Source organism: Agaribacillus sp. DX54 (genome assembly GCF_056858335.1).
This window is the reverse complement of sequence record NZ_JBXEQE010000022.1, coordinates 86504-100958: the sequence shown is the minus strand read 5'-3', so window position 1 is coordinate 100958 and position 14455 is coordinate 86504. Positions and strand designations below refer to the sequence as shown.

General features: G+C 42.6%; 13 protein-coding genes. 2 read left to right on the top strand and 11 right to left on the bottom strand.

Going from position 1 to position 14455, the window contains the following annotated elements:
• Positions 1-83 precede the first annotated feature (83 nt).
• The 3 genes from AC04NP_RS20850 to AC04NP_RS20840 form a co-directional block, all read right to left on the bottom strand.
• Positions 84-695, bottom strand: coding sequence for a hypothetical protein (locus AC04NP_RS20850; RefSeq protein ID WP_482861879.1), 612 nt, complete (start codon positions 693-695; stop codon positions 84-86).
• Between the two features lie 28 nt (positions 696-723).
• Positions 724-951, bottom strand: a complete 228-nt coding sequence (locus AC04NP_RS20845) for a hypothetical protein (RefSeq protein ID WP_482861878.1) — start codon at positions 949-951, stop codon at positions 724-726.
• Between the two features lie 135 nt (positions 952-1086).
• On the bottom strand, positions 1087-2319 hold the full coding sequence (locus AC04NP_RS20840) for an ABC transporter permease (RefSeq protein WP_482861877.1): 1233 nt from the start codon (positions 2317-2319) through the stop codon (positions 1087-1089).
• A 114-nt stretch (positions 2320-2433) separates the two neighbouring features.
• On the opposite strand from AC04NP_RS20840, the gene AC04NP_RS20835 reads away from it, so the two are divergent.
• Positions 2434-3693, top strand: coding sequence for an asparagine synthetase B (locus AC04NP_RS20835; RefSeq protein WP_482861876.1), 1260 nt, complete (start codon positions 2434-2436; stop codon positions 3691-3693).
• Positions 3694-4037: 344 nt separating this feature from the next.
• Here AC04NP_RS20835 and AC04NP_RS20830 read toward each other — a convergent pair whose 3' ends face one another.
• The 8 genes from AC04NP_RS20830 to AC04NP_RS20795 all read right to left on the bottom strand — a co-directional run bounded on the left by AC04NP_RS20830 (position 4038) and on the right by AC04NP_RS20795 (position 10157).
• Entirely contained in the window at positions 4038-4565 is a 528-nt protein-coding gene (locus tag AC04NP_RS20830) for a hypothetical protein (RefSeq protein WP_482861875.1), read from the bottom strand.
• Between the two features lie 145 nt (positions 4566-4710).
• Entirely contained in the window at positions 4711-5163 is a 453-nt protein-coding gene (locus tag AC04NP_RS20825; RefSeq protein WP_482861874.1) for a hypothetical protein, read from the bottom strand.
• Positions 5164-5341: 178 nt separating this feature from the next.
• A complete protein-coding gene (locus AC04NP_RS20820; protein WP_482861873.1) occupies positions 5342-5791 on the bottom strand; it encodes a substrate-binding domain-containing protein in 450 nt (149 codons plus the stop codon).
• Entirely contained in the window at positions 5760-5945 is a 186-nt protein-coding gene (locus AC04NP_RS20815; RefSeq protein ID WP_482861872.1) for a hypothetical protein, read from the bottom strand. The genes AC04NP_RS20820 and AC04NP_RS20815 overlap by 32 nt, the downstream gene beginning before the upstream one ends.
• Positions 5942-6532 carry a carboxypeptidase-like regulatory domain-containing protein gene (locus AC04NP_RS20810; protein WP_482861871.1) on the bottom strand — a complete coding sequence of 197 codons (591 nt, stop codon included), beginning with the start codon at positions 6530-6532 and terminating at the stop codon, positions 5942-5944. Before AC04NP_RS20810 ends, AC04NP_RS20815 begins: the two co-directional genes overlap by 4 nt.
• Positions 6533-7108: 576 nt before the next feature.
• Positions 7109-8110, bottom strand: a complete 1002-nt coding sequence (gene yiaK, locus AC04NP_RS20805; protein WP_482861870.1) for a 3-dehydro-L-gulonate 2-dehydrogenase — start codon at positions 8108-8110, stop codon at positions 7109-7111.
• A 15-nt stretch (positions 8111-8125) separates the two neighbouring features.
• Complete coding sequence (locus AC04NP_RS20800; RefSeq protein WP_482861869.1) at positions 8126-9160, bottom strand: Gfo/Idh/MocA family protein; 1035 nt, start codon at positions 9158-9160, stop codon at positions 8126-8128.
• Between the two features lie 7 nt (positions 9161-9167).
• A complete protein-coding gene (locus AC04NP_RS20795; RefSeq protein ID WP_482861868.1) occupies positions 9168-10157 on the bottom strand; it encodes a Gfo/Idh/MocA family protein in 990 nt (329 codons plus the stop codon).
• Positions 10158-10735: 578 nt separating this feature from the next.
• On the opposite strand from AC04NP_RS20795, the gene AC04NP_RS20790 reads away from it, so the two are divergent.
• Positions 10736-14269: a VCBS repeat-containing protein gene (locus tag AC04NP_RS20790; protein WP_482861867.1), complete on the top strand. Its 3534-nt coding sequence runs from the start codon at positions 10736-10738 to the stop codon at positions 14267-14269.
• The last annotated feature ends 186 nt before the right edge of the window (positions 14270-14455 follow it).

Here is a 14455-nt window from a genome sequence, read left to right as displayed (position 1 = left end):
GTTAGTGCAATAAATTATATGTCATCGTGCCACTATTTTATAAAGGAAACCGGAGTGGCACGATGAAACAGGGGTATACCCTACTAACGGTTAATGATGTTGATGAATGTCAACCAATTTTTAAGCGAGAACTGATGAAATGCTTTCCATTGATCCAGCTCGATTCGCCAAACCAGTTTCAAAAAATTCAGGCGCAGCAGCACTTCATTAAACTTCTTCGGGTTCAACCGGCTTATGGGTACAAAATCAGAGGTAGACAGATCGTGATTCCAGGGATCGTCTGACAAATTCAGATAAACCGGTTCGTCTTTCAGTAAAGACCAGGAATCAACAAAGCAAGCATGATACCGATCCAGAAAATGACCTTTCAGCAATAAATGATTACTTAGATAATGACCCCACCAAAAGATGCAGCGATAAGCGAAAATGTCATTTTTACTAAAAAACCTTGGACAATCCAGTACCACAAACGGCAATTCCTTATAGTTTTCCCCCTTGGTTATTTTCCCGGATTTAGTGATTAAAGCATCAGGAAACTGAATATCTTCCTTATCAATAGAACGTACAATATCTGATTGGATATCTTCAAATAACCTGATAAAACTATTGATTATCAGCCGTTTGGTTTTAAGGAAATCGGTGTTTTGGAAGTATTTAAGTTCCTTGGCAGTGAATTCAGGGGATTTTGGTTTCATAACTGGCAAATATACCAATTATTTATGCTTAGTCATGTCGATCCGGCCGTTGAATAACTTTCATTACTACCTCATGTTTATCACCGTCTTCGTCCTCCAGAAAAAATATCAAACTGGGGTTATCCTCTTCCCTGTTCTTTTTAATCTCTAATATGCGATTGGAATTTATGTTTTTATTAATCTCCCCACTTAGCTTTAAAATAGCTTCCACAAACTCCAGCTCCAGGGAACTTGGATTATAAGAAATAGTTTTCATAATGATATAGTTAATGCCATATTAAAGATAATAACTTCCTTATGTATAAAAACCCTCATTTAAATAAGAAAATAATACAAGTAATATCCTGGATAAAATATCCAACATTTCGAACAATTACATAATCAGGCATGATTATTCAAACCTTAGTGATTCAATAGGATCCAACCTTGCAGCCTTTCTTGCAGGAAGATATCCGGAAATCAGCCCCACGCAGATACATACAATTAATCCCACGACTATCCATAGCCACGGCACAGTAAAACTTCCGGCTCCTATAAGCATTGGCACTATATTTCCAAGCAAAATACTAAAAATTACACCAAGGCTCCCTCCCATCACACAAATGACAATGGCTTCTATGAGAAACTGTTGTTTAATTTTGGTAGGGGTAGCGCCCAAAGCCTTTCTCACACCTATTTCCCTTGTTCTTTCGGTCACCGAGACCATCATAATATTCATCAGGCAAATAGAGGCGCCAAATAGCGTAATAAATCCTAACACCAGGGCTACCAACCTCATCCAGCCGGCGATATCGTCCAATGTATCCGATAATGAATCACTCTTGGATATTTCAAAGGAGTTTTCTTTTCCGAGTTGATCTTTTCTTATGGCCCTCATGAGCCCCGTAGCTTCGCCCATGGCAAACTGCAACTCTTCAGGACGGTCTATCGATGTGGTGAGTTGGTATCTAAGTGATCTCTGACTTCCCATGGCATTGGCTGTTTCAATAGGGATGATCACCTGACGGTCACCACCGGCATTATCTCCCAAACCACCTTGTTCTTCCAATACCCCGATTACTTTAAATTTCCGGCTCAAAAATGAAACCTCTTTGCCAACCGGGTCTTCATTTTCGAATAACTTATCGGCCACCTGACTGCCCAAAACGACCACATGGGCTCCATTTTTTACTTCTAATTCTGAAAAATTTCTACCTTTATGGAGGTCATAATTTTCCAATATCAGGTGATTTACACCCCCTCCGAATACGCCGACATTAGGGTTGGTAATCTTTGAAAAACGTTTCACCTCAGCCGTCCATGTCAGGCTGGTGGAAATGCCGGAAGTAGACTGGTACCTGAATAGTTCCATAAACTTCTGCATCTCCTTGTATTTAATAACCGGATATACTTTCTGGGCTTTTCCACCACTACTCCTTCGTCTGCTTATATCTTTGATATCGAATGAATTAGCCCCCAGACCTGATAAACTTTCATTGACCTTGGCTTTCATGGCCTCAATGGCAGTTAAGGTACCAACCAGCGCAATGATACCCAAGGCCACGATAGCGGCGGTGATGACAGTTCTCAGGAGATTCGATTTTATAGACTTAATTCCCTCCCTGACATTCTCAACAATATGCATAATCTTTCGTTATAACCCTGTGTACCATAATTTAACTTTTTAGGTTGCTAAAAAGCAAAAAAATTACATAAATTGTTATAGGATTTACATGGTCGGTTAAAACTAAAGATGGTTATGCGTAGATTAGTTCTGTTTTTCATTTTTCTCGGTTTTTTGACAGATAGCTTTGGTTCCAAGATATTCGTTGCGATGGATGAAAGTCAATCCAATCACCTGAAGGCATATGGTATTGCCTATTGGGTATTGGAAAATGATGTAGATGTAGACTGGCTTTTGAATTATAAGGGGGGCAGCTTCATGTTTCAATATTATCAGAAATTTGAAAATGAATTGGTCATAAGAGGGGTTTCCTATCAGGTGGTCTCCGACGCACAGGCCGATCAGATTGTTAATGAAATCTCCAGTCCTTCGGTGAACACCGACCTTATGAAGCTTGAAAAAGCGCCGAAGATCGCTGTTTATTCGCCTAAAAATAAACAGCCCTGGGACGATGCGGTAACATTGGCCCTCACCTATGCGGAAATTCCATATACCGTTGTTTTCGACGATGAAGTGATGTATGATGAACTGGCAAAATACGATTGGCTGCATTTACATCATGAAGACTTCACCGGTCAGTTTGGTAAATTTTATGCCAACTACAGAAATGCCCCCTGGTATATTGAGCAAAAACATCAGCAGGAAGAGCTGGCTAAAAAACATGGTTTTAATAAGGTATCCAAGCTCAAATCTGCTGTTACTTCAAAAATAAGGGATTTTGTTGTTGGAGGTGGGTTTCTTTTTGCTATGTGCTCGGCCACCGACACCTATGACATCGCGCTGGCCGCCACTGGCATTGATATTGTAGACTATATGTTTGATGGTGACCCCCCCCATCCTCTGGCCCAAAAAAACCTGGATTATTCAAAAACATTTGCTTTTGAAAACTTCATACTGGAACGAAATCCTTTGGTATATGAATTTTCAGATATTGACAATCAACAGGCGGAAAGAGGGTTAAGAGAACAAAATGACTATTTCACGCTATTTGAGTTTTCAGCTAAATGGGATCCTATCCCTACTATGTTAACACAAAATCACACCAGAATCATTAAAGGTTTCATGGGACAAACCACTGCCTTTAAAAAGCGCCTTATAAAGGCCGATGTTACCATTATGGGAGAAACCAAGTCTATCGACGAGGCACGGTATATTCACGGCATATTCGGCAAAGGGTTCTGGACTTTTTATGGTGGCCACGATCCCGAGGATTACCAGCATTATGTTAATGAAGAACCGACTGACTTGAATTTACATCCTAATTCCCCAGGTTATCGGCTTATATTAAACAATATTCTATTTCCCGCTGCCAAAAAGAAGAAGCAGAAAACCTGACAGTCTGTCTGAAAGAATATAGAATCACACGCTAGCCTTTTGTCGATGTTGTCGGATCATTTTTTAACCAGCTTACCAGCCAGGTACAATCTATAGCTAAAATAATGGAGCGGGTTCTGACTAAATAAAGCTGGAAATAAGATCGTCCAATAAGTATAAATGTGAGACTTTTGTCCAGGTTTTATTGGTGGCAACGAATAAACTCCTCATATCCGCTTTAATACAAGGCTACAGGCATGAAGCTTTCATAAATATTTGCCAATAAATTATTTTTCGTGCAAGGCAAAGTCAGCTCAGGCAAGTTTGAAGAATCCTGCCGGAAATCCTGTTGATGATCACATCACTTACAAGCCATTTGTAAAATCGGTACACGAGACCACATTAAGATCATTGAGCCTGTTGATGCCCACGTTGCCTCCTGCTAAGATTTCATCCTTGTAAATACCATCATCCAGGTGCACCCTGATACTTCCGTCAAAATTCAGGAGATCCGCAAAGGTAAACTTGGTTTCATCCCCCAAAACACTAAAAATCGTGCGGCTTTGGCCTGATTCTCCCTCAACAGGATTTAATATGGCTACAAGCGCACCATCGGCAGTTATAGGTTCTCTGTGTAAATGCAAAGGATGGACGCCACCATCCTGTGTATTCGACAGCACTACCTCTGCCTGAATACTTTCGTCTTTTCGTTCCTTAAAAGTTATGTACCCTTCGTTGTTATAGTCCGATGAGGCAAATAACTGATAAGTAATTTCGCTTCCGGTGAATTCCCTCAGATCCTGATTCTGGCTGTCGTCATCACAACTTACCACAGTCAATACCAACCAGGCACATGACAAATAATAGAAAAATTTAAATCTTGATTGTAGCATTTTCCCAAATATATTTTCTACACTAAATTTACTAAATTCCGGGCAAAACAGATAAACAATCTGTTGAATCTTTGTTATCATAACGAAAAAACATGAAAAAATATTCATTAATCGATAAGAAAAAAATAAAAAACAGGGGTTGTGCTTAATTAATGTTTTGATTATTGGCACTGTTCTGGCCAATATTGGTAGAGGCAAGGGCTACCCCAATGCTGGCACCGTCCTGATGAATGACAATATGTCCGTCAAAAATCAACAATTCTTCAAAATTCAAAGGGGTAGCATCGGCCAATCCGGAAAACTCTGTAACACTTTGACCAGCAGTGCCATCTACCGGCTCCATGATCAACGCTACCTCCCCGGGATCATCAATACTACCGAAGTACATAATGGCCGGGTGGAACTTTCCCTCTGTAGTATTCTTCAATTGAATGGTGGCCTGTAGACTACCGTCTTTTTTTTCCCTGAATAAAATGCTCCCTGTGACGGCGTAAATAGACTCTCCTTCAAACAAATAAACAGTCTCTTTGCCTGAAAAATCGCCTAAATCCGGTGGATTATCATCACATGAAGCCAGGATCAATATGATTACACACAAAATTAACCGGCAAGATTTACAGAAACAACTCATATCACTAAAAGAAACCATTACGGGCTTAAAATCACAATGTTAATGACTTGCGGGCTAAATCATAAGGGATAAATTGTGTAAACCATTTGCAGGTAACATTTCTTTAGAAAATATAGAGACAATCCCCTGTAGTAGGGATATACCACTAACCGGAAGACTCCCTCAAAACCAGTTTTGTAGCAAGAATTATCTCCTGGTACACGGCGGTTCTTTGTCTGGCATGACATTCCAACTCATCCACCAGGCTTTCGGTGGCCATTTTACCCATTTCCTGTACGGGCTGCTGTACTGCGGTGAGTGAGGGTTTCATTAGCATTGAAAAAGGGTCAACGCTAAACCCAATGACAGCGAGGTCATCGGGTATATGAAGGCCAACGCTCTGGGCGTAAAAAATAGTGGTGATGGTGGTTAAGTTGTTGGCGCATAATGCGGCAGTGGGAGGGTTCTTACATGCTAAAATATCTTTAAGTACCAGGCAGCAGTCTTCTTTGGTAAGACGGGTTTCCCTGATCAACCGGTGATCCGGGTCGATATGGTGATCAATGAGGGCTTTTTTATAACCTTCAAACCTTTCCCTGAATACCTTGCTGGTCATTGATCCGTCCCATATTAAGCACTTCTATGGACGCTATATCCTGGGGATTGATATCGGCCAGTGTAGGCTCAGTAGCTTCCCTACTTCCGTCATCCTGCTGATCAAGGATGGCTGTGTTACCGCTGGTTTGAGGGATTCCATCGATGACAATCAACGGGTCATTACATTACTTGCGGTAAGAGATTGCCTGCCTCTGATCCTGATGGATGAGCCTGCACCCGGCCGGCCACCTTGCGAGACGATGTCAACGCCAGGAACCTGGCACTGTAATGCCTGGGCGGTACCGGCTGTGGGTATCCGCTTGATCGACTCACCGTCAATGGAGGAGATGGCTGCAGTTACATCCCGTTTTTCCTGGGTACCATAACCCACCACAATCACTTCCTGCAAGGAAGCAATATCGGCCAAAAGCGTTACATTAACAATGGACTGGTTCCCAATTTCCATTTTCTCTGTAACAAATCCCACAAAACTAAACAAGAGTACATGGCTGCCATCAGGAACAGCAATCTGGTAATCACCCGCAGTATCGGTGATGACCCCTGTGGAAGTTCCCTCCACCAATACATTTACGCCGGGTAAGCCTTCTCCGTTATCATCGGTAACTTTACCTGTTACACGATTCCGCGCCTGTACATCAATCGCAGAAAATAGTAAAAGCATACTCCATATAAGAAGCCTTGAAAGTGATTTCTCAAAAATCGAAACCCTTTCATAACCATTCTTCCTGCGCAGTGACATACCTGCGCACCTGAACCTTTTTAGGTACTTGTTTTCTCATAGTTTACAATTTAGATTATTAGATTATAGATTTAGCATACCATCATGAGCGGTATTTTTAAGTTTTGATTTGACTTCATAGTTTCGGACCTGTTTTAGGTTATTCCGGTCCTTGCGCTTCCTTTATTATTTCTCAGGTTTTTGAGGAAGCAGGCTCATTGTGACAGTTTGTTTTACAGTTGTATAAGCGCTTGCACAAACTATTCTAAATTTCTAACAGTCTGTATATATTTTACACCACTCCATTGCCATCAGACGATACTATATAGGCTTCAGGTTGGATGAAGGTGGAAACACCAATCGCAGGTATTCGGACCCACTTCACCTTTACTTTCATGACGGTTAAAACATCTTTTACACTGACATCAACCGTTCATTTTTGTTTTTAACTGTTTTTCTGCCAAAAAACCAACGCTTAAAACCTGTTATGGCAACCCGTTTCAGGTAAAAAGTGACGCAATCATATGATAAACAACTGAATTAAAGGCATTGTTCAATAGGGAAGTCGTCTGAACCAAGCACATATTTAAATGCCCTCTAATGGTTTACCTTCCCCAAGATCTGATTCCATATTTTCGCATCAACTTCGACCCCATCTTTTAATTGCTTTTTTCTGGTGGCCAAGGTTCTTTCTCCAGGATATCTCACCTCTTTTTGACCGGACATCAGTTTACCGTCCTTAATGTGTTTGATTACTCTTTCAATGATGGAAGCCTGGTCCCTCGGTGGAACAAGCCTGTTCAGATCGACGGATATAAATACCTGACAGTTACCATATTCATCCTTTTCCAGTTCGCTGGAAGTTTGACCGTTGGCCAAAAGACTGACAAGCAGGTCAAGCATAATCGACAGGCCGGATCCTTTCCAGAAGCCCGCAGGCAAAGACAATTCAGACTGAATAATTTTCAACGGATCCCTGGTGATATCACCATTTTCATCCAGGCCGCCTTCGAACGGCAACTCCTCTCCTCTGTTAGCATATTCCCACATTTTTCCATAAGAATATAGTGATACCGACATATCGAGCAGCAAAGGTTCCTTTTTATTGGGAATGGCAATCACCAGGGGGTTATTCCCTGTACGTGCTTCGGCCCCGCCCCATACCACCATATTGGGCTTGGTGTTGGTAAAACAGATTCCCACCATGCCCTGATCAGCAGCCTGCAAACCATAGCTACCGGCCCTGATCCAATGATTAGTATTTCTCAGGGCCACACAACCTATTCCATGTATGCGTGCCAGAGAGATAGTTCTTTCCATACAAAACAGCGCGTTGAGGTTTCCCGGGCCTAACTGGCCATCCCACTGTTCAATCGCACCCAATGAACCCACTTTCACAGGTTCGGCATCAACTTTGACCCATCCCCGGTCTATGGTTTTGAGGAAAAAAGGAAACCGGTTGATGCCATGTGAGTTGACACCGTCCAGACTGGCCCTGGCAAACAAATCCGCCACTGTAGACGCCTTGTCATCGTTAAATCCGTACTGTAACAATATCCGCTTTAATACCTCTGCTATTTCATTAAATTCTACTGTCATAGAGCATTTTTGTTTTTACATCACAATCTGGTTCCCTGATTTTGCTGACTGGTAAATGGCTTCGATGACAGCCAGGGACTTCAGCCCCTCCCTTCCATTGACCATCGGCTCTTTGTTCTCAATAATATGCTGCACAATTTCAGCCATCTGACTTTTATGCAGCTTGTAATCAATGGCCATGGGATCTGCTGAACCTGTAGCGCTGGTTTCATTGACTGTCGCCGTTGACCCGCTTCCGGTTTCTGGGGTCCATTCGGTAATTTTGCCGCCTTCCAAAATAACATTTCCTTCCACACCATGGATTTCCAACTTTTCCGGATAACCTTTGTAAATTGCCGTACTCCCCTCAATAGTTCCTAGGGCACCGCTCTCAAATTCAAGAATAGCGACACCGAGGTCTTCTCCCTCAATATCATGGGCCAGTGTTTTGGTTCTTCCAAAAACTGATTTCACCGGCCCCATAACATGCAGTAAAAGGTCAATGGTATGTATAGACTGGTTAATCAAAGCCGCACCACCGTCACCCTGAAGGGTACCTCTCCAATCTGTTGAATCATAGTATTGTTGATCCCGAAACCATTTAATATAGGCATTTCCCAATACAGGTTTTCCAAGTTCGCCTTTTTTAACAGCTTCATAAAGCTGCCTGTAATCGGGGCTATATCGATTTTGGAAAATGCAGGCAAGCTTGACTCCGGCTTTTTCACACGCCTCGATCATCTTTAATCCCCTTTCAACCGATATTTCCAATGGTTTTTCTGTGATAACATGTTTTCCGGCACCGGCGGCGGCCAGCGCAGGCTCAAGGTGGAAACCGCTGGGTGTACAGATACAGACCACATCCACATCAGGATGTTCGGTCAATTTCCGGTAGTCGGTAAACGCCTCTACATGATACTGCGCAGCAGCACTTTGCAGTTTGGACTGGTTTCTACTGCTTATCGCTACAAGCTTACAGCTATCCAACTCCATGATACTTTTTATATGGTGCCCTGCAATACTTCCCAGCCCGATGATTCCAAAGCCAAGGGGTTTTTCTTTGTGTGTCATCAAGATTTTATAAATTGTTTTTTACGATAGATTCCATTACAAAATTGGTCCTGGCCGCAGACGCTCCGGTGCTTGGGCAACGGCCTTTGCCACGAAGCTCATCTACCACCGTTTGGATCAGCGGCTGTTGAACATGTGGTGGTAACTCGAAGCTAAAAACTTCTTTGCTTTTACCTGCAACTTCCAAGGTTACTTCCGGGGCGCCAAAACTGGCATATGAAAGCTGCCCTTTACTGCCAACGATGGTCGTAACGTCCCGGTCTGAGACCTCACTGGCAGTAAAACACCAGCTACCGGTTCCTAAAATGCCATTTTCAAAACTGAAAATGGCTGTTACAATATCCTCAGCCTTGTACATTCCGGCCTGATTGGAGGCATATCCTTTCACGTTTTGAACAGGCCCCAATACATAATCAAGGAAATCAAGTTGATGGGATGCCAGGTCATAAAAATAACCACCACCTGCAATATCCGGGTCGACCCGCCAATTATCTGCCTGGAATGCCACAATATCAGGTTCAACAGGCTTAACCAGGTCAATGTTAATCATTCTGACCTCACCAATGATACCGTTATCAATGATCTCCTTTACTTTTAGAAAGTGGGGGAGTGTACGACGATAGTAGGCTACAAACAGTGGGACAGCAGCATTTTTGCAGGCTTCGATCATGGTAATACATTCATCGTAGGTCCTGGCCATTGGTTTTTCTACATAAACCGGTTTTCCTGCCTGCGCCGCTTTGAGGGTATATTCGCAGTGAAAGCCGGGAGGAGTGGCAATGTAAACGGCATTCACCTCCGGATCGTTGATCAGCGCCTCGGCATCATTATACCACCTGGGCACATGGTGCCTGGCCGCATAGTCTTTGGCCTTTTCACCATTCCTTCGCATGACAGCCACCAACCGTGAGCCCTCTATCAGGTTCATGGCGGGAGCACTTTTGACCTCACACACATCACCAACACCAATTATCCCCCAGTTTGTGTTTTCTTTCATTCAGCGCCGAATTTAGGATTTAGTAGATGAGCAGCGATAATATTGAATATTTGTCACTTTTCCATGTTTAGTTGTTAATTTTTCTTGAAAAATGATCGTAACCGGGTAAAAATAAACTTTACTCCGGAAATGAAAAATTATTATCCGAATTGTCGATGACCAATACCCAGTCATTTCCACATTTTCCGGTGAAAAAACCTCAGGCCCCTACCCCCATTTCAAATTGAACTTATCACCCCAGGTAGGCAACATACCTAATATAAAGTCCCGACTCCAGGGCTTTATCAACCACAAACTCTACATGCTCGAGCTGAGCCTAACAAAATTCGCCATTTCACAACCAGATCAAACTTATTGGACACCCCCAATAGCCACCTTTAACTTTCCGGAGCATATTAAGCCATACAATCTAATCATTTTTTATATTTTAATTTCTTGGTAATAACAGCCTTTTTGGGTTAATTTATTTTAGAGTCTGTTTTTTGCAGGTTATTTTTGGTGATAACCCATTAGATTAATCTGAAAAAGTGCTCTGACTATCTGACATTAATAATTTTTTGAATATTTCGGTCTGACAGATGATATACAGTTACCTTCATCGTTTATATGCGATTGTCCTGGGATGTCTGACGATGGGTTGCCAAACAGATTTTCGTCAGGAAAGCAGTTTTAAGCTCCTAAAACCTGAAGAGACCGGCATCACATTCAACAATTTGATTACCGAAACCGACACGTTAAATCCACTTAATCATATTTACATGTACAATGGTGCCGGAGTAGGTGTAATAGATGTAAATAATGATGGTTTACCGGACCTGTTCTTTACAGGCAACGTGATATCTTCAAAACTTTATCTCAATAAAGGCAATTTACAGTTTGAAGATATTACTGACCAGGCTGGTGTCGGTACCAGTGTATGGTGCACCGGCGTATCGGTAGCAGATATTAATGCCGATGGATTTCAGGACATTTATGTGAGTGTGGCGGACAAAAACTATACGGAAAAAGGTAAAAACCTGCTTTTTATCAACCAGGGAGACAACACTTTCAAAGAAGAAGCTGCCAGTTACGGGTTGGATGATGAAGGATACAGTACCCAAGCCGCCTTTTTCGATTATGACAGGGATGGTGATCTGGATATTTATCTGCTTACCAACGGCATTGAAAAACATAATCATAATAACATCAGGCCAAGGAAGATCAAGGGTGAAGGCATATCGACTGACCGGCTGTACCGGAACAACGGCGATAATACTTTTACAGATGTTTCGAAAGAAGCGGGAATTACTGCCGAAGGTTATGGTCTGGGCATTGGGATATTTGATGTCAATGACGATGGCTGGCCTGATGTATACTGTGCTAATGACTTCATCACCAACGACCTGCTTTGGATCAATAATGGGGACGGGACTTTTACTGACAGCCTTACCAGCTATGTCACCCACATTTCACACAATGGTATGGGCATGGACATTGCCGATGTCAACAACGATGGGTTAAGGGATATTCTGGTGGTTGATATGCTGCCGGAAGACAATGTCCATAATAAGTCGATGACCCCGGCTATGAATTACAACAGTCAACTTCTAAGAAACGGCTTTGGATATGCACCGCAATTTGTGCGTAACACATTACAATTAAATCGTGGTAAACATGGTTTTAGCGAAATCGGCAGGCTGGCATCGGTGCATAAAACCGATTGGAGCTGGGCTCCGCTGATAATGGATTTTGATAATGATGGCACCAAAGATTTGTTTATCTCCAATGGTTATGGCAGGGACATCACTGACCTTGATTATGTGGTCTATTCAGTCAACAAAAACAATCCGTTTGGCACGAAAGAAGCACGGTCGAAACAACGTCTGGAAAGCATGCAAAAACTTCCTGCCATTAATGTGCCAAACTATTTCTTCCTCAACAACGGTGACCTAACATTTTCAAATGTCACACAAAATTGGGATTTGAATGTACCAAGCCTTTCTAACGGAAGTGCCTATGCAGATCTTGATCGGGATGGTGACCTGGATTTGATCACTAACAACATCAACAGTCATGCATTTATATACCAAAACTTAAGCCGCGACCGGCAGCGTGGCGAGGCTAATCACTATCTGAGTATAAAGCTTAAAGGTACCCACTTGAACCCGGATGGAATAGGCACACAAGTGACTGTTTTCAGGAAAGGAGAAAATCAGTACAGGGTACAATATCCAGTGCGTGGTTATGTTTCTACGGTTGAAAATATTCTTTATTTTGGTCTGGGAAAAGATCCGGCAATTGACAGTGTTATTATAAAGTGGCCTGATGGCAACATAGAAAAATTATTGGAAATAGAAGCTGATCAAAGGATTCTGGTGGACCATCAAAATGCAGATGACTCCCTGCTTCCATCGCCGGTTATTGATCCGTTTTTTACCGATATTTCACACCAGTTTAATCACATAGTACATAAAGAAAACTATGTGATAGACTACGAAAACCAGCCGCTTCTATTAAAAATGTTCTCCAGAGAGGGCCCTGGGCTGGCAGTAGGTGATGTCAATAACGATGGCCTGGAGGACCTGTTTGTCGGCAGCGCCTACACAGATACATCATTTGTGTGGCTCCAGGATAGTATGGGAAATTTTACCGAAAGGATACCGCTGAATGCCTCCTGGCGCCATGAAGATGAAGGAGCCCTGTTTTTCGATGCCGATCAGGACGGTGATCCGGATCTTTATGTGACAAGCGGCGGTAATCAGTATGTATTGAGCAAAAGGCAGGAATATATCTATCATGACAGGCTATATATAAACGATGGCTCCGGAAAATTTCAAAAAATGGAAGATGCCCTGCCCAAAAAAGGCCTCAACACCTGTGCTGTTGTTGGAGCGGATTTTGACCGTGACGGAGACATAGATTTATTTGTGGGGTCAAGGCTCAATCCTCATCGTTATCCTGAACAAGGCGACAATTATTTGTTGCAAAACAATAATGGTGTGTTTTCAGAGGTTACCGATAACCTGGCACCTGATTTAAAGCTGGCCGGGTTAGTTACCGGCGCATTGTGGACAGACTTTGACAATGACGGCTGGGCAGACCTGATTGTAGTGGGTGAATGGATGCCCGTTCGATTTTTCAGGAACAACCAGGGACGGCTGGAGGATGTAACAGACCGGTCACAGACAGGCCACTTGACCGGATTTTGGAATAGCATAAAAGGTGCCGACTTCGATCTGGATGGCGATATTGACTATGTAATTGGCAACCATGGTATAAACTCAGAACTGAAAGCCTCCGAGAAGGAACCGGTTGAAATGCTGGCCAAAGACTTTGATAAAAACGGAAGTGTCGATCCGGTGGTGGGGTATTATGTACTGGGTGAGAGTTATCCTTTCCCCCCAAGGGATGCCATCATCGCTCAGATGAATGCCATAAGAAGGCGCTACCCACGCTATAAAGACTATGCAAACATCACATTTGACCAGCTTTTCACCAAAGAAGAATTAAAAGGAGCCCTGAAACTTAAAGCTAACCACCTTAAAACCACCTACCTTGAAAATCTTGGAAATGGCACCTTTCGCTCCCGGGAGTTACCAGTAGAGGCACAAATGGCTCCTGTCTTAGGAATTTTTGTGGATGATTTTAACCAGGATCTGTATCCGGATATACTGCTGACCGGTAACCGGCGCGACAGTGAACTGCTTAGTGGTTATCTGGATGGTTCCATGGGCATCATGCTTATGGGAAAAGGTAATGGTACTTTTACACCCGTTTCCATTGAAAAAAGCGGATTCTACACACCGGAAGATACCAGGAGCATTGTAAAAATTATGCGGGGAAGTAAACCTGTTTATCTGGTTGGCTGCAACAATGAAAGTTTAAAGGCTTTTTCACCGGCAATTTACAGCCCTTCGGTGAGATTAACACCAAAAGACCAGTTTGCAAAAATCGTAACCAATACCGGTTTAACTACTAAAATCGAGTTTTATTATGGGGCAGGATACCTTAGCCAATCGTCCAGAACACTGGTGTTGCATGAAGCTTACCACGAAATAGAGATAACAGATTTTGAAGGGAAAAAAAGGCCACTTCAGAAAGGAAAAATACAAAATGATGTCCTAAACCCTTAAAAGGGATCGCGGATATCCTTTCAGAAAAACTATTTACTTAAAAACTACTTACAAAATACTAATCCCTCATTTTGTTGCAGGGCGGTTACTTCCAGGCTATATCGCCCTCCAGTGTCAGTAATAATTCCGAGGGGAGTGCCCTGTACAAGTACATTCACACCCGGAAGCGGTTCACCATCCACTTCT